Origin of the sequence: Erythrobacter sp. EC-HK427 (assembly GCF_902498745.1) — a bacterium.
Classification (GTDB): domain Bacteria; phylum Pseudomonadota; class Alphaproteobacteria; order Sphingomonadales; family Sphingomonadaceae; genus Alteraurantiacibacter.
This window is the reverse complement of sequence record NZ_LR701479.1, coordinates 1,711,905-1,735,302: the sequence shown is the minus strand read 5'-3', so window position 1 is coordinate 1,735,302 and position 23,398 is coordinate 1,711,905. Positions and strand designations below refer to the sequence as shown.

At 62.5% G+C, this 23,398-nt stretch carries 21 protein-coding genes; 14 read left to right on the top strand and 7 right to left on the bottom strand.

All coding sequences use genetic code 11. The features are described 5' to 3' along the window. Positions 1-2: 2 nt before the first annotated feature. From bchL to hemA, 10 genes are read left to right on the top strand one after another with little or no spacing between them, the layout of a single operon-like run. Positions 3-899, top strand: coding sequence for a ferredoxin:protochlorophyllide reductase (ATP-dependent) iron-sulfur ATP-binding protein (bchL, locus tag GC121_RS08535; protein ID WP_199857808.1), 897 nt, complete (start codon positions 3-5; stop codon positions 897-899). Next, on the top strand, positions 899-1,600 hold the full coding sequence (bchM, locus tag GC121_RS08530) for a magnesium protoporphyrin IX methyltransferase (protein ID WP_151973875.1): 702 nt from the start codon (positions 899-901) through the stop codon (positions 1,598-1,600). Before bchL ends, bchM begins: the two co-directional genes overlap by 1 nt. Next, entirely contained in the window at positions 1,600-3,027 is a 1,428-nt protein-coding gene (locus tag GC121_RS08525) for a BCD family MFS transporter (RefSeq protein WP_151973874.1), read from the top strand. Before bchM ends, GC121_RS08525 begins: the two co-directional genes overlap by 1 nt. Before the next feature lie 21 nt (positions 3,028-3,048). Further along, the gene (gene puhA, locus GC121_RS08520) at positions 3,049-3,828 is read left to right on the top strand and encodes a photosynthetic reaction center subunit H (RefSeq protein WP_151973873.1); all 780 of its coding nucleotides are present in this window, start codon (positions 3,049-3,051) and stop codon (positions 3,826-3,828) included. Next, a complete protein-coding gene (gene puhB, locus GC121_RS08515) occupies positions 3,825-4,448 on the top strand; it encodes a photosynthetic complex putative assembly protein PuhB (RefSeq protein ID WP_151973872.1) in 624 nt (207 codons plus the stop codon). The genes puhA and puhB overlap by 4 nt, the downstream gene beginning before the upstream one ends. Further along, on the top strand, positions 4,445-4,930 hold the full coding sequence (gene puhC / locus GC121_RS08510; protein ID WP_151973871.1) for a photosynthetic complex assembly protein PuhC: 486 nt from the start codon (positions 4,445-4,447) through the stop codon (positions 4,928-4,930). The genes puhB and puhC overlap by 4 nt, the downstream gene beginning before the upstream one ends. Continuing rightward, positions 4,927-5,214, top strand: coding sequence for a hypothetical protein (locus GC121_RS08505; protein WP_151973870.1), 288 nt, complete (start codon positions 4,927-4,929; stop codon positions 5,212-5,214). The genes puhC and GC121_RS08505 overlap by 4 nt, the downstream gene beginning before the upstream one ends. Further along, the gene (acsF, locus tag GC121_RS08500) at positions 5,211-6,272 is read left to right on the top strand and encodes a magnesium-protoporphyrin IX monomethyl ester (oxidative) cyclase (protein ID WP_151973869.1); all 1,062 of its coding nucleotides are present in this window, start codon (positions 5,211-5,213) and stop codon (positions 6,270-6,272) included. Before GC121_RS08505 ends, acsF begins: the two co-directional genes overlap by 4 nt. Beyond that, entirely contained in the window at positions 6,266-7,078 is an 813-nt protein-coding gene (puhE, locus tag GC121_RS08495) for a putative photosynthetic complex assembly protein PuhE (protein WP_151973868.1), read from the top strand. The genes acsF and puhE overlap by 7 nt, the downstream gene beginning before the upstream one ends. A 2-nt stretch (positions 7,079-7,080) precedes the next feature. Then, on the top strand, positions 7,081-8,301 hold the full coding sequence (hemA, locus tag GC121_RS08490; protein ID WP_151973867.1) for a 5-aminolevulinate synthase: 1,221 nt from the start codon (positions 7,081-7,083) through the stop codon (positions 8,299-8,301). A gap of 72 nt (positions 8,302-8,373) precedes the next feature. Here the strand turns inward: hemA and GC121_RS08485 are convergent, their stop codons facing one another. The 4 genes from GC121_RS08485 to GC121_RS08470 form a co-directional block, all read right to left on the bottom strand. Beyond that, positions 8,374-8,895, bottom strand: coding sequence for a cytochrome c family protein (locus GC121_RS08485; protein ID WP_151973866.1), 522 nt, complete (start codon positions 8,893-8,895; stop codon positions 8,374-8,376). A gap of 168 nt (positions 8,896-9,063) precedes the next feature. Next, on the bottom strand, positions 9,064-9,822 hold the full coding sequence (locus GC121_RS08480; protein ID WP_151973865.1) for an enoyl-CoA hydratase/isomerase family protein: 759 nt from the start codon (positions 9,820-9,822) through the stop codon (positions 9,064-9,066). Beyond that, positions 9,819-10,259, bottom strand: coding sequence for a cytidine deaminase (locus tag GC121_RS08475; protein ID WP_151973864.1), 441 nt, complete (start codon positions 10,257-10,259; stop codon positions 9,819-9,821). Before GC121_RS08475 ends, GC121_RS08480 begins: the two co-directional genes overlap by 4 nt. Next, on the bottom strand, positions 10,256-10,915 hold the full coding sequence (locus GC121_RS08470; RefSeq protein ID WP_151973863.1) for a queuosine precursor transporter: 660 nt from the start codon (positions 10,913-10,915) through the stop codon (positions 10,256-10,258). Before GC121_RS08470 ends, GC121_RS08475 begins: the two co-directional genes overlap by 4 nt. Before the next feature lie 151 nt (positions 10,916-11,066). On the opposite strand from GC121_RS08470, the gene GC121_RS08465 reads away from it, so the two are divergent. From GC121_RS08465 to GC121_RS08450, 4 genes are all read left to right on the top strand, one after another. Beyond that, positions 11,067-12,380 carry a NupC/NupG family nucleoside CNT transporter gene (locus tag GC121_RS08465; RefSeq protein WP_151975668.1) on the top strand — a complete coding sequence of 438 codons (1,314 nt, stop codon included), beginning with the start codon at positions 11,067-11,069 and terminating at the stop codon, positions 12,378-12,380. A gap of 10 nt (positions 12,381-12,390) precedes the next feature. Continuing rightward, positions 12,391-13,314: an isopenicillin N synthase family oxygenase gene (locus GC121_RS08460; RefSeq protein WP_151973862.1), complete on the top strand. Its 924-nt coding sequence runs from the start codon at positions 12,391-12,393 to the stop codon at positions 13,312-13,314. Positions 13,315-13,558: 244 nt separating this feature from the next. Continuing rightward, positions 13,559-17,008: a TonB-dependent receptor domain-containing protein gene (locus GC121_RS08455; protein WP_151973861.1), complete on the top strand. Its 3,450-nt coding sequence runs from the start codon at positions 13,559-13,561 to the stop codon at positions 17,006-17,008. 94 nt (positions 17,009-17,102) lie between these two features. Continuing rightward, positions 17,103-18,797 (top strand): bifunctional UDP-sugar hydrolase/5'-nucleotidase, encoded by a 1,695-nt coding sequence (locus GC121_RS08450; RefSeq protein WP_151973860.1) that lies wholly within the window; start codon positions 17,103-17,105, stop codon positions 18,795-18,797. A 3-nt stretch (positions 18,798-18,800) separates the two neighbouring features. On the opposite strand, the gene GC121_RS08445 is transcribed toward GC121_RS08450, so the two are convergent. Genes GC121_RS08445 through GC121_RS08435 form a run of 3 tightly spaced genes read right to left on the bottom strand, consistent with a single transcriptional unit; the run spans position 18,801 to position 23,377 of the window. Then, positions 18,801-20,255, bottom strand: a complete 1,455-nt coding sequence (locus tag GC121_RS08445) for an AMP nucleosidase (RefSeq protein WP_151973859.1) — start codon at positions 20,253-20,255, stop codon at positions 18,801-18,803. 58 nt (positions 20,256-20,313) lie between these two features. After that, complete coding sequence (locus tag GC121_RS08440; protein ID WP_151973858.1) at positions 20,314-21,138, bottom strand: S1/P1 nuclease; 825 nt, start codon at positions 21,136-21,138, stop codon at positions 20,314-20,316. Between the two features lie 58 nt (positions 21,139-21,196). After that, positions 21,197-23,377: a hypothetical protein gene (locus GC121_RS08435; protein ID WP_151973857.1), complete on the bottom strand. Its 2,181-nt coding sequence runs from the start codon at positions 23,375-23,377 to the stop codon at positions 21,197-21,199. Between the last annotated feature and the right edge of the window lie 21 nt (positions 23,378-23,398).

The following is a 23,398-nucleotide window of genomic DNA, read 5'->3' as shown; positions in this document are numbered from 1 at the left end:
TAATGAACTTGATGACACCCCCCAAAGCAATGCAGGCCGATGGCGAAGGATCGGTGCAAGTGCAGCTTGATCCGCAAGACAAGATCAAGGGCGCGAAAGTGTTCGCCGTTTATGGCAAGGGCGGGATCGGCAAATCGACCACTTCGTCCAATCTTTCCGCCGCTTTCAGCAAGCTGGGCCACCGCGTGCTGCAAATCGGCTGCGACCCCAAGCATGACAGCACTTTCACGCTCACCAAGAAGCTGATGCCGACGGTGATCGACGTGCTGGAAAGCGTGGAATTCCACTCCGAAGAGCTGCGCCCCGAAGATTATATGTTCGAAGGCTATAACGGGGTGATGTGCGTCGAGGCGGGCGGCCCCCCGGCGGGCACCGGCTGCGGCGGCTATGTGGTCGGCCAGACCGTCAAATTGCTCAAACAGCATCACCTGCTCGAAGATACCGATGTGGTGATTTTCGACGTGCTGGGCGATGTCGTGTGCGGCGGCTTTGCCGCACCCTTGCAGCACGCCGAGCGCGCGCTGGTGGTCGCCGCGAACGATTTTGACAGCATTTTCGCGATGAACCGCATCGTCGCCGCCATCGGCGCGAAAGCGAAGAATTACGAAGTCCGGCTGGCAGGCGTCATCGCCAACCGCTCTGCCGCCACCGACGAGATTGACCGCTTCGCCGATGCCATCGGCATGCAGCGCCTCGCCCATTTCAAGGATCTCGACGCGATCCGCCGCAGCCGCCTGAAAAAGTGCACCCTGTTCGAGATGGGCGGTGACGATCCCGAAGTTCTCGCCGCGCAGATGGAATATATGCGGCTGGCGCAAATGCTCTGGGACGGGGTGGAACCGCAGGTCGCCCAACCGATGAAAGACCGCGACATCTTTGACTTCCTGGGGTTCGAATAATGGCCAGCCATGCACCCACCCAATATGACGCGCAGCGCGAAAAGCTTGCCGCCTATTTCGACGGAACGGCGCGCAAAGCGTGGATCGATCTCACCTCGGATGCCAAGGTCAGCGGTATCCGTGCCACCGTGCGCGCAGGGCGTGACGAGATGCGCGGCACTTTGCTCGGCTGGCTGCCGGTCGATATGCGCCGCACCAGCCTGCTTGATGCGGGTTGCGGCACTGGTGCGCTCAGCATGGAAGCGGCGTGCAGGGGCGCGGAAATCACCGCGATCGACGTTGCTGGCGGGCTGGTAGACATCGCCGCGCGGCGCGCTGGCGGCTTTACCGGCCACGGCAAAATCCACTGGCGCACGGGCGATATGCTCGATCCCGCGCTGGGCACTTTCGATCACATCGTCGCCATGGATTCGCTGATCCATTATTCGCCCGACGATATGGTAACGACGCTCGCCAATCTCTCTCTGCGGTGCCGCCAATCGATCCTCTTTACCTTTGCCCCGCACACGCCGTTGCTCGGCGCGATGCACAAGGTCGGCAAGGTGTTTCCGCGCAGCGACCGCTCGCCCGCGATTGTGCCGGTGGCGGAAAAGCGCCTGCGCGAACGGCTGGTCGCCCTCGCCGATTGGCGCGTGGCGCGCAGCCATCGCGTGTCGAGCGGTTTCTACAAGTCCCAAGCATTCGAGCTGGTGCGCCGCTGATGGCTGGACGCGCTCCCCTTTCGGCAAAATGGACGCGGGTCGCGACGGCCTGGCTGCCCTTTGCCGATGCGGCGAGCACCGAGCTGCCGCTCGGCCAGTTGCTGCGCCTGTCGCTGTTCCAGGTGAGCGTGGGCATGGCGCTGGTGCTGCTGAACGGCACGCTCAACCGCGTGATGATTGTCGAGCTGGGCATTCCCGCGTGGCTGGTCGCGCTGATGATCGCGGTGCCGCTGCTGGTGGCCCCCTTTCGCGCGGCGCTGGGTCACCGTTCGGACAATCACCGGTCAGTGCTCGGCTGGAAGCGGGTGCCCTATATCTGGTTCGGCACGCTGGGGCAGTTTGGCGGCCTGGCCATCATGCCCTTCGCCCTCATCCTGATGAGCGGCCCGGAAACCTTTACGCTCGGCGTGATCGCCAGCATGGGCGCATTCCTGCTTGCCGGAGCGGGAATGCACACCACGCAAACCGCTGGGCTGGCGCTGGCGACCGATCTCGCCCCCGCAGGCAAGCGCCCGCGCGCCGTGGCGCTGCTTTATGTAATGCTGCTGGTCGGCATGATGTTCGCTGCCTTTGTCATCGGCGGGATGCTGCAGGATTATTCGCATACGCGGCTCGTGCAGGTGATCCAGAGCTGCGCGGTGATTACCGTGCTCTTGAACATGACCGCGCTGTGGAAGCAGGAAGCCCGCAACCGCGCGGCGACCGATATTGCCGAAGCGCCGCCCGCCTTTGCCACGGTTTGGCGCGAATACACTGCCCGGCCCAGCACGGTGCGGTTGCTGGTCGCGATTGCGCTGGGCACGATGGGCTTTGCTATGCAGGATGCGCTGCTCGAACCCTTTGGCGGCGAGATTCTTGGCCTCTCGGTGGGCGCGACAACGCGGCTGACCGGCGCATGGGCAATGGGCGCGCTGATCGGCTTTGCCTGGTCGGGCCACCGCCTGACTCGCGGCGGCGATCCGCTGCGCCTCTCAGGCGCGGGCGGTGTGATCGGCGTCACCGCCTTCCTGATCGTGCTGTTTGCAGCCCCGCTGTCCGCTCCCTTCCTCCTCACCGTTGGCGCGCTGATGATCGGCCTTGGCGTCGGAATGTTTTCGGTCGGCACGCTGGTGGCCGCGATGGATCTGGCGAAAGACCACAAGGCGGGCCTCGCGCTCGGCGCGTGGGGCGCGGTGCAGGCGACGGCGACTGGCGTTGCCATCGCCATGGGCGGCGCGATGCGCGATCTGATCGGCGATTATGCCGTGGCCGACGGTTTTGGTGCCGCGATGGCGGGCCGCGCGACCGGCTACACGGCGGTCTACACTCTCGAAATTCTTCTTTTGCTGGGCACGCTGGTTGTGCTCGGCCCCCTTGTCGGACGCAACCGCACCGACGCTTCCACGCCCGGAAGCGCCCGGTTCGGCTTGCAGGAGTTTCCGACATGATCCTCGTGAAAGGAACAAGCGATGGCTGACGGTAATATTGTTGGGTCGATAGACCTTGCGGAGATAGCACTTTCGCTATTCTTCCTGTTCTTTCTGGCGCTCGTCTTCTGGCTGCGGCGCGAAGACCGGCGCGAAGGCTATCCGCTGGAAGATGCGGTAACCGGCCATGTCGGGCAGTATGGTGGCCCGCTTAGCACGGCTGCGCCCAAGACCTTCAAACTGCCTTTCGGAAAGGGCACCGTGTCCTATCCGCGCAGCCGCCGCGAAGGGCGCGAGCCGGTGGAAATCGCCGCACGGCGCCGCGAAAACTTCGCCGGTGCGCCCTACTTCCCCACCGGCAATCCGCTGGCTGACGGCGTTGGCCCTGCCAGCTACGCCCAGCGTCAGGACTATCCGGACATGACCGCGCACGGCACGACGCGCATCGTGCCGATGTCGAGCGATGCCGACTTTGGTGTCGCCCACTTCCTGCTCAACATCGATCCGCGCGGGCTCGACGTGATCGGCGCAGACAAGAAGGTGGCGGGCAAGGTGCGCGACCTGTGGGTTGACCGCTCTGAACACATCGTGCGCTATCTCGAAGTCGATATCGGCGAGAAGACCGTGCTCGCACCGATGGCCATGGCGGTGGTGAAGCGCGGCTATGTCGAAATCGATGCGATCAATGCGGCGGATTATGCCGGGGTGCCTGCGCTCGCATCGGCGACCGAAATCACCCGCCTCGAAGAAGAGCGGGTCATCGGTTACTTCGGCGGCGGCTACCTTTACGCGAAGGAATGCCGGCAGGAGCCGCTGATATGATGGAATATGAGCACGAGCCGGTGCGCGGCCTGCCGGGGGAGCTGCCGCAAGGCGAGCGTATCCTCTGGCAGGGCGCGCCGGACTGGCGGATCTTCCTGCGCAGCGCGCTCTATTCGCGCTGGATCGCGCTCTATTTCGCCGCGCTTGCTCTGGTGAGCCTGGCGAGCGGATCGGTCGGCGGTACGATTGCAAGCGTGGTCGGCGGGCTGGGCACACTTGGCCTGCTGGCAGGCTTTGCCGTGCTGGTGGCGCGCACGACGGTCTACACCATCACCAACCGCCGCATCGTCCTGCGCATCGGTGTGGCATTGAACGCCTGCGTCAATCTGCCCTTGAAGATGATCGGCTCTGCCCATTTGCGATCGCAGCAGGGCGAGACGGGCGATATCGCGCTGGAGCTCGTGGGGCGTCACGGGCTTGGCTATGCGATGCTCTGGCCGCACGCGCGGCCGTGGCGGATCAGCCCGGCACAACCGATGCTGCGCGCTGTGCCCGATGCGCAAAACGTCGCCGCACTGCTCCGCGATGCCTGCTTTGCCGTCGCACCCAATGCGCGCGGCGCAGCGGATGCTTCGACGGACAAGGTTACACGCGGCGGGCTGGAGGAGGCCGCAGCATGAGCCATACGCACGATCACGAAAACACCGTCCCCGGCCCCGCGCTGGCCAGCGCCATGGCACTGGTGCTCGCTTGCCTCGGCCTAGCCACGGCATCCTCATTGGGCTTTGTCGACCGGCTCGCCGTGCCCGAGGTAACGCGGGCAGAAGCCAATGTCGGCGCGGTAGTCGAACGCAGCCTGCGCTTCACCGACCAAGCGGATGGCACCGTGCTTGTCAGCGATGCGGACAATGGGGAAACGGTGGCCGTGATCGATATGGAAACGCAAAGCGGCGGCTTCGTGCGCGGCGTGATGCGCGGCATGGCGCGCGAACGGCGAATGCATTCCGTCGGTGCCGAACCGCCCTTTGCACTCACCCTTTGGGAAGACGGCTCGCTCTCGCTTGTCGATACAGCGACCAGCCGCAGTATCGAACTGGGCGCATTCGGCCCCGACAACCGCACCGTCTTCCTCGAAATGCTCGACCAAGGGGATGCATCATGAACGCCCGCAGTTTCGATCTGCCTTGCCGCATCAGCGTGGAGCAGAGTGCGAACCACTTTCACGCCCATGTAGAACTGGCGGGCGATGTCGCCATCGAGCCCGGTGATAGCGTGCGGGTGCACGGCGCTCCGATCCAGATCGCGTTCGGCGAAACCGCCGTGTTCGACCGCATGGCCACCGTCACCCGCGCCACGCCGCTTGGCCGCGCATGGACGCGCCTTTCCGCCTATTTCGATCTCAAAGAGCTGTACGAAGTCAGCTTCAACCCGGGGAGGGTGCGATGAACGCCCACACACCAATTACCAGTGACGACACCATGGCGATGGCCACGCACGAGACCGTGCTATCCCCGCGCTTCTACACCACCGATTTCGCCGCGCTCGACGCGATCGACGTATCGCTGGTGCGCCGCGAATGGGATGCGCTGATCGCGGAAATGGTGGGCGACCCGAACAAGCAGCACTTCAAGAAGGATGACAGCTTCAAAGGCGCCATCGCCCGGCTGGAACCCGAACTGCGCGCCGAGTTTATCGACTTCCTCGTCAGCTCGCTCACTGCCGAATTCTCGGGCTGCGTGCTCTACGCCGAAATCGCCAAGCGGACGAAGAATCCGGACGTCAAGCAGCTGTTCAAACTGCTCGCCCGCGATGAAAGCCGCCATGCCGGTTTCATCAATGAAAGCCTGAAGGATGCCGGGATCGGGATTGATCTGGGCTTCCTGACGCGGACGAAGAAATACACTTTCTTCAAGCCGAAATTCATCTGGTACGCGGTCTATCTGTCGGAAAAGATCGGCTATTCGCGCTATATCACGATTTTCCGCCATCTCGCCGCCAACCCCGACAAGCAGATCCACCCGATCTTCAGCTGGTTCGAGGAATGGTGCAATGACGAGTTCCGTCATGGCGAGGCTTTCGCGCTGCTGATGCACGCCGATCCCAAGCTGCTGAAAGGCCACAACAAGCTGTGGATCCGCTTCTTCCTGCTCTCGGTCTATGCCACCATGTATGTGCGCGATCACGACCGGCCGGTGTTCCACGCCGCGCTGGGCATCGATCCGACCGAGTATGACTACAAGGTCTTCAACATCTGCAACCAGATTTGCCGCCAGGTCTTCCCGGTGGAGCTGGACATCGACAGCCCGGCCTTCCGCACGCAGATGGAAGCACTGCGCCGTGCCAATGACACGATCCAGGCGGGCAAGGAAAAAGGCGGTGTCGGCGGATATTTGACCCAGATCAATGGAATGGCGCGCGCGGGATGGCATTTCGCACGGATGTACTTCCACCGCACCAAGCCCAATACGGTCGACCAGCCGGTCATGCTGCGCCCGGCATGGTAAGCTGGAGCGGCCACATTCTGCCGGTTCTGGCGACCATTGCGATCTGGTTCATCGCCACAGGGCTTGTGGCGTGGCTGGATAATCGCGGCGAAAACACGTTCCCGCGCAGCCTCGCCTGGGGCGGGGCCGCTGGGCTGCTGGGTCTGTGCATCGTATTCCTCAGCATGGGCTCAGTCAGCGTGTGGGCGGCCTATGCCGCGTTTGGCGGCGCGCTGATGGTGTGGACTTGGCACGAGATCGGCTTCCTCACCGGCGCGGTCTCCGGCCCACGGCGTGTCGCCTGCGACCCGCACGTGAGCGGCTGGGAACGCTTCCGGCAGGCGAGCGAGACGCTGGTGCACCACGAAATCACGCTGGCGGTCACCGCCGTCCTGCTGATCTCGCTGACATGGAACGCCCCCAACCAGATCGCCGCGATGACCTTTGCCATGCTGTATACAATGCGGCTGTCGACCAAGCTCAACATCTTCCACGGCGTGCCCAATTCGGCGACCGATATCCTGCCGCCGCATCTGGCCTATCTGAAGAGCTATTACGGCCCGCAGCGGTTCAGCTGGCCGCTGATCGGCGCGATTGCCGCTGCCGCATCGCTCAGCTTCTGGCTGGGCACGCTGGCGATCGCTGCACCGGCGGGCAGCGCGGAGGCGGTGGGCGCAAGCCTGCTGTTCGCCTTCGCCGCGCTCGGCACGCTCGAACATCTGTTTCTCGCCCTGCCCTTCCGCGACGGTGTTTTGTGGGGCTGGGCCCTGCCGCGCCGCGCATCCGGAAAGGCGGCGCACCACACGATTACCAAAGGGGAATTATAGTCATGGATTTTGACGGCTTTTTCGCCAGCCAGTTGCAGGCCGTGCGGGAAGAAGGGCGCTACCGCGTCTTCACCGATATCGAGCGCAAGCGCGGGGCCTTTCCCCACGCTACCCGCTATGTGAATGACGGCACGCAGGAAGTCACCGTGTGGTGCTCCAATGACTATCTCGGCATGGGCCAGCATCCGGTGGTGCTGGAAGCGATGCACGAGGCGCTCGACAAATGCGGCGCCGGCGCGGGCGGCACGCGCAATATCTCGGGCACCAATCACAACCACGTGCTGCTGGAGGCGGAACTCGCCGATCTGCACGGCAAGGAAGCCGCGCTGCTGTTCACCAGCGGTTATGTTTCCAATTGGGCGGGCCTCGGCACGCTGGCAGGCAAGATCCCCGGCTGCGTCGTGTTTTCGGACGCGCTCAACCATGCGAGCATGATCGAGGGCATCCGCCACAGCCGCGCCGAATACAAGATCTGGAAACACAATGATCCGGCCGATCTTGACCGGCACCTGTCCGCCTACGGGCCCGATGTGCCCAAGCTGGTGGCGTTTGAAAGTGTCTACTCGATGGACGGGGACATCGCCCCCATCGCCGAGATTCTCGACGTGTGCGAAAAGCATGGCGCCATGAGCTATATCGACGAAGTCCATGCGGTCGGCCTGTACGGCCCGCGCGGCGGCGGCATCGCCGAACGCGAAGGGCTGATGGATCGCATCACCGTGATCGAAGGCACTTTGGGCAAGGCGTTCGGGGTGATGGGCGGCTATATCGCCGCTTCTGCTGATCTCGTTGATTTCGTGCGCACTTTCGCCAGCGGCTTTATCTTCTCGACTGCCCTGCCCCCGGCAGTCGCTGCAGGCGCCTGCGCCAGCATCAAGCATCTCAAGGCGAGCGAAGTCGAGCGCGAGAAGCAGCGCGACCGGGTGGAAACCGTGCGCCGCAAGCTCGATATGCTGGGCATTCCGCACCTGCCCAATCCCAGCCACATCATTCCGGTGATGGTGGGCGATGCGCGCAAGTGCAAGATGATCAGCGACTGGCTGATGGACAATCACGGCATCTATGTGCAGCCGATCAATTATCCGACCGTGCCGGTGGGCACCGAACGGCTGCGGCTGACGCCTTCGCCGGTGCATAATGATGGCGATATCGACCGTCTGATCCACGCGCTGAGCGACATCTGGTCGCAATGCGAACTGGCGCGCGGCCAGATCGCCGCCTGACCCCATCGCCAGACACAAAAAGGGGCGCGAACCTGTTGGTTCGCGCCCCTTTTGTTTGGCTTAAGCCGGAGCTTACTGGCCGGTCGAGGCGAGGTAAGCGATCACGTCCGCACGGTCCTGCGGGTTGGGCAGGCCGGCGAAGGCCATCTTCGTGCCGGGCACGACGCGGGCCGGATTTTCCAGATACTGGAACATCTTCTCGGCCGTCCAAGTGATGCCGCTGTTGGCATTGGCCGGCGTGTAGTTGTAGCCTTCGACCGAACCGGCCGCGCGGCCAACGATGCCGGCAAGCGACGGGCCCGTGCGGTTCACGCCGGGTTCCACAACGTGGCAGGCCGAGCACTGCGCAAAAATGGTTTCGCCATTCGCAGCATCGCCGGTAAAATCGGCAAACACGCTGCCATCGACAGTGGCAACATCGTCAGCAGCCGGCGCTTCGGGTGCGGCAGCAGCCGAGGCATCAGCGGCACCGGCAGCGCCATCGGCTGCGGGCGCATCGCCTTCATTGGCCGGAGCCGGAGCGTCAGAGCCCCCGCACGCGGCAAGCAGGCTGACGCCCGCGACAAGCGAAAGATACTGCAAACGGATTTTCATGTGATCCAAACCCCTTCTTTTTTCTGTCCAACCACGGCGAGAATAACAACACCATGAGGCACCGGAACGCCCTATATCGCAAACGGTGCCCGCAATAGAAGGATTTTTCTACAATCTTGCACAGCATCCGCGAAACTTGGGCTTTGGGCTAGGTGCGCCTTTACGCCGCTACCCTTGGAAGTCGGGCTTGCGCTTCTGTCTGAAAGCAGCAGTGCCTTCGGTGAAATCGGGTCCGCGAAACATGGCGGCAAAGCTGGCGAGCGAGTCGGCATCGTCCTCCCCCTGCCCGCCCTGCACCCGAGCCACGAAGCCCTTGAGCACCCTGATCGATTGCGGGCTCCCGGCGAGAACCGCGTCGAGCAGCGCCGCGCAATCATCCTCCAGCACTTCCACCAGCCCGATTCGCAAAGCCTCTGCTGCATCGATCAGCGCGCCGGTGAACAGCAGCCGCTTCGCCTGCCCCGGCCCGACCAGATCGACCAGCAGCTTCACATCGTGCAGCGGATAGGCGAGCCCCAAGCGCGAAGGCGTGATGCCGAAGCGCGCTTGCGGCGTGGCGACCCGGATATCGCAGGCCATGGCGAGCGCGCAGCCGCCGCCAATCGCATCGCCTTCGACAAAGGCGATGGTCGGCAGCGCAAAGCGAGCGAGCGCCAGTTGCGCGGCATTGATCGCCGCCTGCTGGCCAGCACACCAGTCGGCATCCGCCGCATTCTCCGCCATTCCGGCAATATCCGCGCCGGCGCAGAACACACCTCCCGGCGTTGCCGAGCGCAGTACTAGCGCGCGAACGCCTTCCGTAGCCGCGATCTCTTGCAGCAATTCCGGCACTGCTTCCCACATGGCGCGAGTGAAGGCGTTGCGCTTATCCACCCGGTCGATCAGCAAATGGGCAGTGCGCCCCTCGATTGCGAAGCGCAGGCTCATCCGCCCGCAGCGTCTGGATCGAGCGAGAAGCTGGCGGGGAGCAGCTCTGCGATGGTGTAGTGTTCGCGCGCCTCGCCTGCCGCGTCGCAGCAGATCACAGCGATATCGGCCTTCGCCCTGCCCGCCGCCTCGGCAATCGCTTGACGGCACCCGCCGCACGGAGTGATCGCGCCATTGCCGCCCGCCGTGTCCGTCCGGTGTCCGCCGACAATCGCGATCCGCGCGACATTCTCCAGCCCGAAGGCCTGCTGCGCTGCTGTGAGCGCGGATTGCTCGGCGCATACGCCCAGCCGGTAACAGGCGTTTTCCATATTCGCGCCAACCGCGATTTCGCCGCTGGTGCTCTCCGCCGCCGCGCCGACATAGAACTGCGAATAGGGCGCATGCGCCCGCATCCGTGCGGCCTTGGCGGCGGCGACAAGCGCGTCCTCGCTCATCGCTGGTCGAGCCGCTTGGCCAGCGCCACCGCGCCCGCAATCAGGAACGGCACCAGCACGAAGGACAGCGCAATCTTGGCGATGGCCTGGCCCACCAGCAGCTCGCCAATCGGGAACTCGCCGTAGAAAGCCAGCGTGATGAAGATCACCGTATCAATCGCCTGACTGATCGCCGAAGCAATCGCGCCGCGCGCCATCAGCCAGATCCCGCCGCCGTCGCCCGTCCCGCGCAATTTGTTGAAAATCCACACATTGAGCAACAGCGATACGCCATAAGCCACCGGCCCTGCCGCCATGATGCGCGGCGTTTGACCATGCACCCGCTCGAACGCGGCGAGGTTTTCGGCGGGCATATCGGGCGAGGCGGGGAGCGCCAGCACGATGCCGATCAGCACGATGGAGAAAGCCAGCGGAAGGAAGCCCCAGAGCACCAGCCGGTCTGCCGCCGCCTTGCCGTGGATTTGCGCAATCGCGCTGGAAATCACCACCAGCATCAGGAAGGCCAGAATACCGGCCTCGACTTTCAGCGGCCCGATGGCGAATTGCTTGAAGGCGAGCACGCCCGCAATCACCGTCATCCCACCGTAAAGCAGGGTCAACACGAACATGGAGCGGGTGATCGGTGCGGCCGGAGCCGGAGGGGCGGTGTCTGTCATGGGCGATGGCTAGGAAAGAATCACCGATATTGGCAAGCCTCACCGCGCGCAGGGCTGGGAATAGAATCGGCAAAAGCGTTGATTGCCGTCACACAATAGGCAAGACACCGCGTCATCCACCTGTTCAGGAGTTGCCGTGCCCCCGCAATTGATGTCGCTCGCCGGGATTGTTGTCATCCTGCTGATCGCTTTCCTGCTGTCGACGGGGAAGAAGCGGATCAAGCCCCGCGTGGTCGGCGCGGCCTTTGCCTTGCAGGCGGCGATGGCGGTGCTGGTGCTGTATGTGCCGTGGGGGCAGAGCGCGATCCAATTCCTGTCCAATGGCGTCATCGCGCTGCTCGATTATTCCAAGGTCGGGATCGAATCGGTGTTCGGCCCGATGGACGCCAACCCCTTCACCAACACCTTCGTTATCGCCGCGCTGCCGGTGATCGTGTTCTTCGCCGCTATCGTCTCGATCCTGTATCACTGGGGCGTGATGCAGCGGCTGGTGCGCTGGGTGGGCGGCGCGATTGGCTGGATTACCGGGATCAGTCAGGTGGAAGCGCTGGGCAGCGCGGCGAATATCTTTGTCGGCCAGTCGGAAAGCCCGCTGGTCGTCCGCCCCTATCTCGCCAGCCTGTCGCCTAGCCGCCTTTTCACGTTGATGACCGTGGGCATGGCGGGTGTCGCGGGCACTATTCTTGCCGCCTATGCCAGCTTTATCGGCGACGAAGCGGTGCCGATCCTGCTGGCGGCCGCCTTCATGTCGGCGCCGGGCGGGATCCTGATGGCGAAGATCATCATGCCCGATGACGAGAGCGACCTTGCCCGCGATGCGGCGGGAATGGCGGACATCAAGCTCCCCGATGCGCGCATCAGCGCCGAAGGCCCCGCCGCGATCACCGAGGGCGGCAAGGCGCATGAAGTGCAGATGGCCGAGACTTTCGAGGAAGGGCATAAGCCCGCCAATGTGATCGAAGCCGCCGCGCAAGGCACGCAGACTGGCGTGAAGCTGGCGGTGGCGGTCGGCGCGATGGTGATGGTGTTTGTGGCGCTGGTGGCACTGGCGAACGGCATTCTGGGCGGCGTTGGCGGCTGGGTCGGCTATCCTGACCTGACCTTCCAGCAAATGCTTGGCTATGTGTTCCAGCCGGTGATGTTCCTGATCGGCGTGCCGTGGGCAGAGGCTGACATCGCGGGCGGGCTGTTTGGCACCAAGATCGTGCTCAACGAATTTGTCGCCTTCATCGAACTGGGCGCGCTGGAGCAAGGCACGTTCTCTCCCCGCACCGCCGCGATTGTCACCTTTGCGCTGTGCGGCTTTGCCAATTTCAGCTCGATTGCGATACAGATGGCGGTGACCGGTGGCCTCGCTCCCAACCAGCGGCCCGTGATTGCCAAGCTGGGCCTGCGCGCGCTGGCAGCAGGGTCACTGGCCAATTTGATGAGCGCGGCTCTGGCGGGACTCATTCTGCCGGTTTAAGAGGCGCTTTATGTCCGAACTTGCATCAATTTCCCTCGCCCGCCCGCTGCCCGAAATCTCTGACGAACTGGGCCGCAGTTTCGCCGAATTCGGCTTTGCCATCGTGCGCGATCATGGCATCCCGCAGGACTTGATCGACCGCGCGGAGGCGATGGCGAAGGCCTTCTTCGCGCTGCCCGAGGAGGTGAAGCGTTCCTACATCGTCGCAGGCGGCGGCGGCGCGCGCGGATACACGCCGTTCGGCAAAGAAATCGCCAAGGATGCGCTGGTTCACGATCTGAAGGAATTCTGGCACGTGGGCCGCAGCTTGCCCGCAGGTCACGCGCTGGCCGATGTGATGGCCCCCAATCTGTGGCCCGCCGAGATCGACGGTTTCCGCGAGACGTTCGAAGCACTCTACCGCGAATTCGAGATTGCGGGCGACCGCATCCTGCGCGCTATCGCGCTGCACCTGAATCTGCCGGAAGACTGGTTCGCCAGCACGGTGGAAGACGGCAATTCGGTGATGCGCCTGCTGCATTATCCGCCGCTTGGCGATGATGCCCCCGCGGGCGCGGTGCGCGCGGCGGCGCATGGCGATATCAACACCATCACGCTGCTATTGGGCGCGGAAGAAGCCGGGCTAGAACTGCTCAACACGCAGGGCGAATGGGTGCCGGTGTCCCCGCCCAAGGGCGCGCTGGCGGTGAATGTCGGCGATATGCTCGACCGGCTGACCAATAGCCGCTTGCGTTCGACCACCCACCGCGTGGTCAATCCCGCAGGCGAGCGGGCGCGGCATTCGCGCTATTCCATGCCCTTCTTCCTGCATTTCCGGCCCGATTTCATGATCGAGCCGCTGCCGCAATGCGTGGCCGCAGGCGACACGCCGCCCGAACCGATTTCCGCGCACGAATTCCTGCAACAGCGGTTGCGCGAAATCGGCCTCGCCTGAGCGCACCACGAAGAAATTCGCGAGTCATGTTGCGTTGCAGCAACAGGCTCCGGAAAACCGGCTCTTCATGAGCGGTTCATGCTCAATTTATGTCAGCAATGTGTCCGCGAGACATTTACTTGCAACAAAACTGTCCCGAAAAGCGCCTACAGGCGCGGGGGAGCTCCGCAAGGACGATTCCTTCCGCGCGGAACTGCGACTCGTTCACTTCTCTCAACTCACGTCCACGAAGGAAACCAGGGACATGAAAATCAAGTATCTCCTTGCGGCCAGCGTCGCCAGCATTGCTGGTGTGGCTGTCCTGCCTGCTGTTGCCCATGCGCAGCAGATTACCTCGGGTATCCAGGGCACCGTCACCGATGTGGACGGCAACACCCTGCCCGGTGCCACTGTCACCGTGACCGACACCCGTACCGATGCCAGCCGCACCGCGACGGCCGACAATAGCGGCGCGTTCCGCTTCACCAACCTGGTTTCCGGCGGCCCCTACACCGTCACTGTGACTGCCCCCGGCTTCGAAGGCCAGACGGTGGAAAACCAGTTCATCAACATTTCGGGTAACACCAGCTACAGCTTCCAGCTGACCTCGGCTGCGGTTGCCGGCAACACCAACGTGATCGTCGTGACCGGCGCGCGTGCCGGTGCGCAGCAGCTCGCTGTTGGCCCGGGCACGGCCTTCGGCCAGCAGGTGCTGGAAGACTTCCCGTCGATCACGCGCGACGTGCGCGACATCATCCGCATCGACCCGCGCGTCAGCCTTGACCGCGACAACGAAGTTGACCGTATCTCCTGCCTCGGCGGCAATGATCGCGGCAACACCTTCACCGTTGACGGCACCATCCAGGCCGACGTGTTCGGCCTGAACGGCACGCCGTTCGCTGCCCGTAACGCGTTGCCGCTGCCGTTCGACACGATCCGTGAAACCTCGGTGGAATTCGCCCCGTTCGACGTTGAATATTCGGACTTCACCGGCTGTTTGGTGAACGTGGTGACCAAGTCGGGCACGAACCGCTTCTCCGGCTCGGCCTTCTTCTCCTACCGCGATTCGGCGCTGCGCGGCGATACGCTGAATGGCGACGACTTCTCGGTCGATCCGTTCCAGGAAAAGCGCTGGGGCGCGACGCTGGGCGGGCCGATCATCCCCGATCGCCTGTTCTTCTTCGCCGGTTATGAAGAAACCGATCTGGGCAGCGCCAATGATTTCGGCCCTGCCGGCGGCAACTTCCCCAACGAAGCGACCTTCGCCACGCAAGACCAGTTTGACGAGTTCTCGGAAATTGCTTCGGGCGTTTACGGTCAGGAAACCGGCGGATATCCGCGCAACCTGCCGCAAAGCTCGGTGCGTTATTTCGGCCGTCTCGATGCCTACATCAATGACGACCACCGCGTTGAAGCGACCTACCAGCGTCTGGAAGAAACCAATGTCGAAAGCGATTTCGGTGGCGACAACCTGACCGGTTTCAACTCGTTCGAAGATGAAGGCACGGTTTCGGATTACTACGCGCTGCGCCTGTATTCGCAGTGGAGCGATGTGCTTTCGACCGAAATCCGCCTGAGCCGTGCCGACGTGTCGGACGTGCAGGGCCCGGTCGGCGGCGGTGAAGCCCAGTCGGAAAGCCCGATTGTGCGTCTGGCTGTCGGCGTGACCGGCCCCGGTAATGACGGCATCCTCGGCAACGCCGATGACCGCGCCGGTATCCTCTCGACCGGCCCCGGCATTTTCCGTTCGGCCAACGCGCTGGAAACCAATATCGACCAGATCCGCGCGCAGGCGAACCTCGATCTTGATCGTCACACGATCAAGTTCGGCGCCGAAGTCAACGATCTGGAAGTGTACAACCTGTTCGCTGTGAACGCGACCGGTACGCTTTACTTCCGCAACCTCGCCGATTTCCGCGAAGGCATTCTGTCCAACGGAACCACGCTGTTCCCGAATGCCGGCCAGATCGGTTCGGGCGCTGCTGCGGGGGCGGACATCAACGCCACACCCACCGGTGACATCAACGAAGCAGCTGCGACCTTCAACCGTCGCATCTATTCGCTCTACATCCAGGACGAATTCCAGGCGACCGACCAGCTGACGCTGCTCGCCGGCCTGCGCTACCAGTTCTATGATGGCGATGCACCGCGCGAAAACCCCGAATTCATCAATCGCTATGGTTTCTCCAACGCGTTTTCGTTCAGCGATCTCGATCCGCTGTTCCTCCCGCGTCTTTCGGCAACCTACGAATTCGACAATGACGGGTTCTTCTCGGGCACCAGCATCACGGGCGGCGTCGGTCGCTTCGCTGGCGGCGATCCGGTGGTGTATTTCTCCAACGCCTTCTCGAACAACGGTTTCTCGACCGGTCTTGGCACCTCGCTGGATTGCGCTGTGAGGCCGACGGATGTCGTCGTGAACGGCCAGTTCACCGGCTTCCCGGATTGCGTCACGGACGCGGGTTCGGACCAGGCTGCGCGCGGCCTTGCCGACACCCAGTCGACCGATCCGGAGTTCAACATTCCGAGCGTGTGGCGCGCCAACCTTGGTCTCGCGACCGATTTCGGCACCGAAGGCGGGTTCTTCAGCGATTGGCGTCTGAACCTTGACTACATCTATAGCCGCTATGTCGACACGCTGAACTTCGTTGACCTGTCGCAGACGCCGCACGTTGGTCGTGGCCTGAACGGCTTCACCGTTGACGGTCGCCCGATCTATCAGGCGATTGACCCGACCGACTCGGACGCTGTGGGTTGTAACGCCAATCTGGTCTATGCTGGCGGCACTCCGCCGGTGTGGAACAACGTCACCACGGCCTGCTTCAACCGCATTGGCCGCGATGACGAAATCCAGCTGACCAACGGCCCGTCCTATGAAAGCCACTCGTTCTCGGCGATCCTGTCGAAGACGTTTGACGGCGGTCTGATCACCGATGGCGGCAGCGTGCGCTTCAATGTCGGCTATGCCTACACTGACGCGCAGAACAACCGGAACAACGGTTCGTCGACCGCGACCTCGTCTTATGACGTGACCGCAGCCTTCGACCGCCAGAACCCGGCTGTTTCGACCAGCAACTACGAAAGCCGTCACAACATCACCGTTGCGCTGTCGCTGCGTGAGGAGTTCTTCGACGGGTACGACACGGGCATTGGGATCTTCTTCAACGCACGTGCAGGCCGTCCGTACAGCCTCACCTTCAACAATGGCGGTGTGTTCAACGACAGCGCGTCGGGTAACGACAATGCGCTGCTCTACATCCCGACGGGCATTACCGATCCCAACCTCGCGCCGAATTCGGATATGGCGGCCGTTACGGCGCTGCTGAACTACCTCGGCACCAGCGAAGTTGGCGAGCAGTGCGATTTCGAACTGGGCCAGACCATTGAACGCAACACCTGCCGCAATGACTGGTCGTACGACATGGATCTGCGTTTCAGCCAGGAACTGCCGTTCCTAGGTTCGCTGACCGGTCTGGTTGATGATCGCATCGAAGCCTTCTTCGATTTCGACAACTTCCTGAACTTCATCGACGATGGCGCCAACATTTCGGCGCGTCGCGGCGGGTTCCAGCAGACTGTCGAACTGATCGATGCGGGCGGTGTTGATTCGCAGGGCCGTTACATCCTGCGCAACTTCAACCCGAACGATGAGGAATTCATCGGCCTCTCGGCTTCGATCTGGCGCATCCAGGTTGGTGTCCGTTACGAGTTCTAATCGGGCTCCCGGATAACCGGAAAGATCAGGCGGCGGCGTTCGAAAGAGCGCCGCCGCCTTTCTTTTGTCATCATCGCGGGTAAGACTGCACGGCATGACCCGTACCGTCCTCTTCGCCGCGCTCGCCAGCGTCTCGCTCGCCGCCTGCGCCACCACGCCCGCACCGCGGACCGAAAACGCACCGTCAATGGTGGAGGTGCAGATACTCGCCATCAATGATTTCCACGGCAATCTGGAAACCCCGCAAAGCCCGACGCGCTATCTCGACAACGGGACGGAGCAGAGCGCCCGACTGGGCGGCGCAAGCGCCCTCGCCGCAACATTGCAGCTGCTGCGCCGCGAAAACACCGTCACCGTTGCGGCAGGCGATCTGATCGGCGCGAGCCCGCTCGTCTCCTCGCTCTTCCTCGACGAACCCTCGATCAGCGCGCTCTCAACAATGGGGCTCGATATCGCGGCGGTGGGCAATCACGAATTCGATCGCGGCATTGCCGAATTGCGACGCATCCAGAATGGCGGCTGCGAACAGCACACGCGGCGCGAGCCTTGCGCGGTTGAACCATTCATGGGGGCGGGATTCCGCTATCTTGCGGCCAATGTGGTGGACGAAAACACCACCACGCTCTTCCCCGGCACCGAGCTGCGCCGCTTTGGCGACGTGGTGATCGGCTTTGTCGGCATGACGCTGGAAGGAACGCCCAGCCTTGTCGCGGCGCAGGCGACGGAAGGCTACGCCTTCCTCGACGAGGCAAGCACCGCCAATGCCGCCGCCCGCGCGCTGCTGGCCGACGGGGCAGACACGGTCGTGCTGCTGATCCACGAAGGCGGCGATGTTGATCCGCGCTTCAATATCGAAGGCTGCCCCGGCCTAAGCGGCCCCATCGTGCCGATTATCGAAGCGCTCGATCCGGCGATTTCGGTGGTAGTCTCCGGCCACACGCATCAGGCCTATGTCTGCAATGTCGCCACCAGTCAGGGGAGCGAAGTGCTGCTGACATCGGGCGGGCGGTATGGCGGCTTCGTAACCGATATCACCATGATGATTGATCCCGCTGCGAACCGTGTGACTGCGCTGGAAGCGCGCAACGTGCCCGTCGATGGCAGCGCGGGAGAGGACGCTGGCGTCGCCGCCCATGTCGCGCGTTATGCCGAGGCTGCAGGCCCTGTCGCCAACCGCGCTGTCGGCAGCATCACCGACAGCGGCGAGCGCGGAGAGGATTGCGGGGATCGCCCCGCCGACGGGTTGATCGCTGATGCTTATCAGGCGCAAGCGAGCGCGGCGATGGACGCGCCGGTCGATCTGGCGCTGGTCAATTCGGGCGGCGTGCGCACCGATCTTTCCGGCGCGGCGGACGGCGTGCTGACCTTTGGCGAGCTGGCCGCGATGGCCCCGTTCGGCAATAGCGTGCTGGTGCTGGAGATGACCGGCGCGGAGATCAGCGCAGTGCTGGAACAGCAATTCTGCGCCGAGAACGGCGCCATCGGCGTGTGCGATTCCATCATCGTCCCCTCGGCCAGCCTTGCCTACCGCGTCGATCTGACCCGGCCGCTCGGCCAGAATGTGGTCGACCTCATGCTAAATGGTGAGCCGATCGATCCTGCCGCCACCTATCGCCTCGCCACCAACAACTTTCTTGCCGGCGGCGGGGACGGTTTCACCCTGTTCACGCAGGCCAGCACCATCGCCAATACCGGTTTCGATATTGACGGGCTGGAAGCCTATGTCGCGCGCGGTGATCTCAGCGTGCCGGTGTGCGGCCGCGTGCGCGGGATTGCGCCGGTCGACTGATCGCTATCGCAGCGGCGGCTCGTCAAAGCTGCGCAGCTTGCGGCTGTGGAAGCTGTCGCCTTCCTGGCTCAACAGCGCGAGCGTTTCGATACCGATGCGCAAATGCTGGCTGATCGAGCGTTCGTAGAAGGCATTGGCCTGCCCCGGCAGCTTGATCTCACCATGCAACGGCTTGTCGCTGACGCATAGCAGCGTTCCGTAAGGCACGCGGAAGCGATAGCCTTGCGCGGCGACCGTGGCGCTCTCCATGTCAATCGCCACCGCCCGGCTCTGGTTGAAGCGCAGCGCCGAGCGGGTGTAGTGCAGTTCCCAGTTGCGATCATCGGTTGTGACCACCGTGCCGGTGCGCAGCCGCCGCTTCAGCGCCTCTTCGCCATCGCCGGTAATCTTGAGCGCAGCCTCGAACATCGCCGTCTGCACCTCGGCAATCGGCGGGATCGGAATCTCCGGCGGAATTTCCGTGTCGAGCACATGGTCGTCTCGCAGATAAGCGTGGGCGAGCACATAATCGCCAATCGTCTGGCTGGGACGCAGCCCACCGCAATGGCCGATCATCAACCACACTTGCGGCCGCAGCACCGCGATATGGTCACAAATCGTTTTCGCGTTGGACGGGCCGACGCCGATATTCACCAGCGTGATCCCCGAATTGTCCGGCCCGACTAGGTGATAGGCGGGCATCTGGTGCTTGCGCCATGTGCCCTCGGACACCTTCTCGCGCGCGCCATCCAGATCGCCCTTTTCAATCACCGCGCCGGGGCCGGAGAAATGGGTGTAAGGGCTGTCCGGATCGGCCAGTGCCGCCAGCGATACGTCAATGAATTCCTCGACATATCGGATATAGTTGGTGAACAGCACATATTTCTGGAAATGCTGCGCAGGCGTGCCCGAATAATGCCGCAGGCGCGCGAGACTGAAATCGGTGCGCAAAGCATCAAACAAAGCGAGCGGGCGGTGTCCACCGCCATCGCCCATCCACGTGCCGTCAACCACTTCATCGCCAATCTTGACGAGATCGGAGGCGGGGAAATGCCGAGTCAGTTCGGCGCTGCTGACGCCTTCCACATCCTTGCCCGTGCCATCAAGCACATACTGATAGGGAATCTCGTCGCTTGAACGGCTGACTGCCAGATCGACCGGATAGTCGCGCACCAGATGGGTCAGCTGCTCTTTCAGATAGGGGCGAAACAGGCCCGGCTCCGCGATAGAGCTGCAATAGGTGCCCTCCTGGTTGAGGCGGGCATAGGAACGTGCCGGGTGGGCAATCGGCCCGGCACTGTGGAACCGCAGCGTCAATTGCGGATAGGCGAAGCACCCTTCCTTGCGCGCCGATGGGCTGGGCGCAGTACCATCCGCTTTATACGCCGCCAGTGCATCGACAAGATTGCTGCGTGACCGGTCCGAAATCGCTTCGAGCTGGTCGAGAATGCCGTCAATATCGTCGATGGAAGTGGCCACATATGTTCCTTTGTGTTGTCGGGGTTTGCGATGCCGCTAGCAGAGGTGTCGCCCCCTGTCAGGCCTGATCAGCGAACACCTGGTCAAGATAGGCGGCCAGACGGATGCCCGATTGCGCCAGCCGTTCCTCTGCCGTGCCGACCCATTCCCACTGATAGCGGTAGCGCAGAACGCTGGGCGATTCCGCTGTGCCGAAACCGAATTCGTCGCTTGTGGCGGGGTAAATTCGGTCACGCAAAGCCGCGCTTTCGGCCATCCATGTGTCAGGATTGGCGTCCCACCACAGCAAAGTTTCCTCCGGCCCGATGCGGGTTTGCAGCCGCGCGGTGTACTCGCTGTAGGAGAGCTGCTGGCGGAGCAGCATACCTTCGTCCCACACCCAATGCAGGTTCGTCACCTCGTCGAACCAGTCGACGATAAAGTCATTCCCGCCGCGATCGCTGCCATTGCCCACATGGAGCGGCATATGCAGATCGGACACGATATGGACGATAAAGCGCAGCGCCAGCGCCTTGTCTTCCTGCGAGGCACCGGGATCGCGCAGCACGGCGGAGAATCGTTCGAGCGCGGTGGCCGCATCGCCTTCGGGCGGATGTTCCAACTGCTCGATCGTGCGGTCTTCGGGCAAGGTCACATAGTGATACGGCCCTGCTTCCTGCTGCCAGAAATCGAGCGGATTGCTGCGCTGCTCGTCCGGCCAGGTGCCCGCTTCGGCTAGGCTTTCATGCCCCAGAATGCGGCGGATTTCCGCCCGCGTGCGGCCCGAAATATTGGCCTCGGCAATTTCAGAAGTAATGCGGTGGCCGGTCGGCCCCCAAGCCTGTGCGGGAGCGGACAGCGCCAGCGAAGCGGCGGCGAGCGAGAGCGCGAATGTCTTGGTCATCATCCCTCCCTATTGGCGCGTGATGACAGAGCTGTGAAGAGGGATTGACCTACACACCTCACAAGCAAGCGCCGCGCGGCGACATCTGCGGTCTTATTGCTCCTGCGAGGTCAAACGGGAGTCGAGACTTTGCCTGCGTGTTCAACAATTCGCCTCTTGCGCGAAAATCACCATTCTGGGCATCCGCGAAGAGCGTGAGTGTTGTGCCGCCAATTTGCGTCCCGTTTGCGCCCTGCGGTGCGCTGGCACCGCCTTCCAAATGATTGTCGCTTATTTCAACCTGCGGGACAGGCGCGCCACCAAGCTGCATATGCTTGGCTACGTTGGCGGCGAGGAGATTATGCGTACCGATGGTCGATTGAGCCGGGTCCGGGATCCGAATACCTTGCCCGACGACGCTGTTGTGCACGATGACTACATGACTCGCATTACCACTAAAAGTGTCCATCCTTCCACCTTCATGGAACGGGCTGGCGGGATCGTGATGCCAAGCGTTGTTCACAAAGAACGCATCACGAAGATAGCCGGATCGCGCTGACCCCATGAATAGCGTGGCGTAGCTACCGCCAACGGCAGAATTTCCATAAAAGACTACGTTTTCCATCTCGGCGTCGTTGGGGCGCTGGTAAAAGTCGCCATGAATGTCGAAGTGCGTGAAGAGCTGCAATCCATCCGAACCAATCGCGGTGGGCGCAATTTGTGCTGAACGGCCATCGAGAAGTGACAAGGATGCTCCAAAGCGAGAATCGTCGTGCAGTTCGGCACTCCATCCGGGCAATGAAGCATTGATCCAAGCGGCCAGATTGGAAACATGATAGGTTCCGGACGGGCTGTTTTCAGGCGAGAGCGCATAGGCTTCTGCAGTGTTTGTAAGTGGCATTATTCCGACCGTTTGCCCGTCCTCCTTGAAAACAAAGGTCTTCCCCGGCGACAGGCTTTCTATTGTCGCAACAGAGGCCGTTCCCGCATAGCGTATTCTAATCGCGGGCAGGTACGTGCGAAGGCTATCATTCAGGTGACGCAGGCTGGTGCAACCGACAAGACAGGCCGCTCCCTGTGCGAAATCCTCTCTGGTGTCAGAAACTTGTACGCCCCGGGCCAAAGCAACCTTGTCGAGCGGATTGAAGATATTGGATATGCGGCTTTCCGTGTGCCAAGGTTGCCCTCTTACCGTAAAGGCAAGCAATCGGCGCGGCATTTTCCGCCATAGGCTGTCAGGCCCAGCAGAATTGGTTATCTGACATCCGTCGAACCAGTAATCGACATTTGCACCGGCATCGAGTTCGGCTGTCGCACGAAAATCGATCACGATGCCCTCGCCGCGAAAGCGGGTACGAATTCCTGCTGACATTCGTGGCGTATCGGCCTCGGTGGGCGTGCCATGCTGTACAAAACGCGCCTGCACTCCAGCTGCTGCTTCAACAGTTAGCCAGCCATTGATCCAGACCGAGTTGAGCCAATAGTCCAAGGCATATTCAGCGCTTTCGCTCACCAAAATGCGCGGATGCTGCGCCCCGCTGGCATAGGCGTACTGCACTGCATCTTTGCAGGTTTGAAAACGCCGCCCCGCAATGGCGGCCTGTGTGGGAGCAACTTCCAACTCCAGATCATATTCGCTTGTCGACGGAAAGAAACTGAACGGGCCAATTACCCGACGCTGCATTGCCCGATCGCGGGGAACTGCTTCGAAATATAAGTGGCCTTCGCCTTTGGCGTCGGATTGTCCGAGCTTGGCCCACCACCCGGCATATTTGACCTCACGCCCATTGGCATCACGAAATGCCTCAACTGTGGGTTCGGTCAATTCCACTCTCCCGCCCTCATAATGCACGATTACCTTTTCGAGGCCGAAGGCTTCGAACATGGTGCCACCGTTGTTGGCCATTGCGATTACACCGACCAGAAGAGTTTCGCTGAAGCGTTGGCGCGGCGGCACGAGCAGGCGACAGGCAGGCTTCGCCGTCGTTCGCTGCGGATCGGTCGGAACATTCGCGAAACCGCTACCTGCAACACCGTTCCATTGCGGTGAGGGCCTGACGACGGGCGGGCCACTTTGCGTGACGATATTGGTGTTTAGCGTTAAACCGGATGAGTTTGATGATGACTGCGAGGAGGATGACTCTCCCCCACAGCCTACCAGCAAACCCGCAATTGCTGCCGAGCTGCCCATAACGAAATGACGACGGCTGAGCGTGCACAGGACAGGGCCGTACGCTCCGCGAAACGAGCAGTGGTCCATCTTTGCTTCTCCCGATGCTTA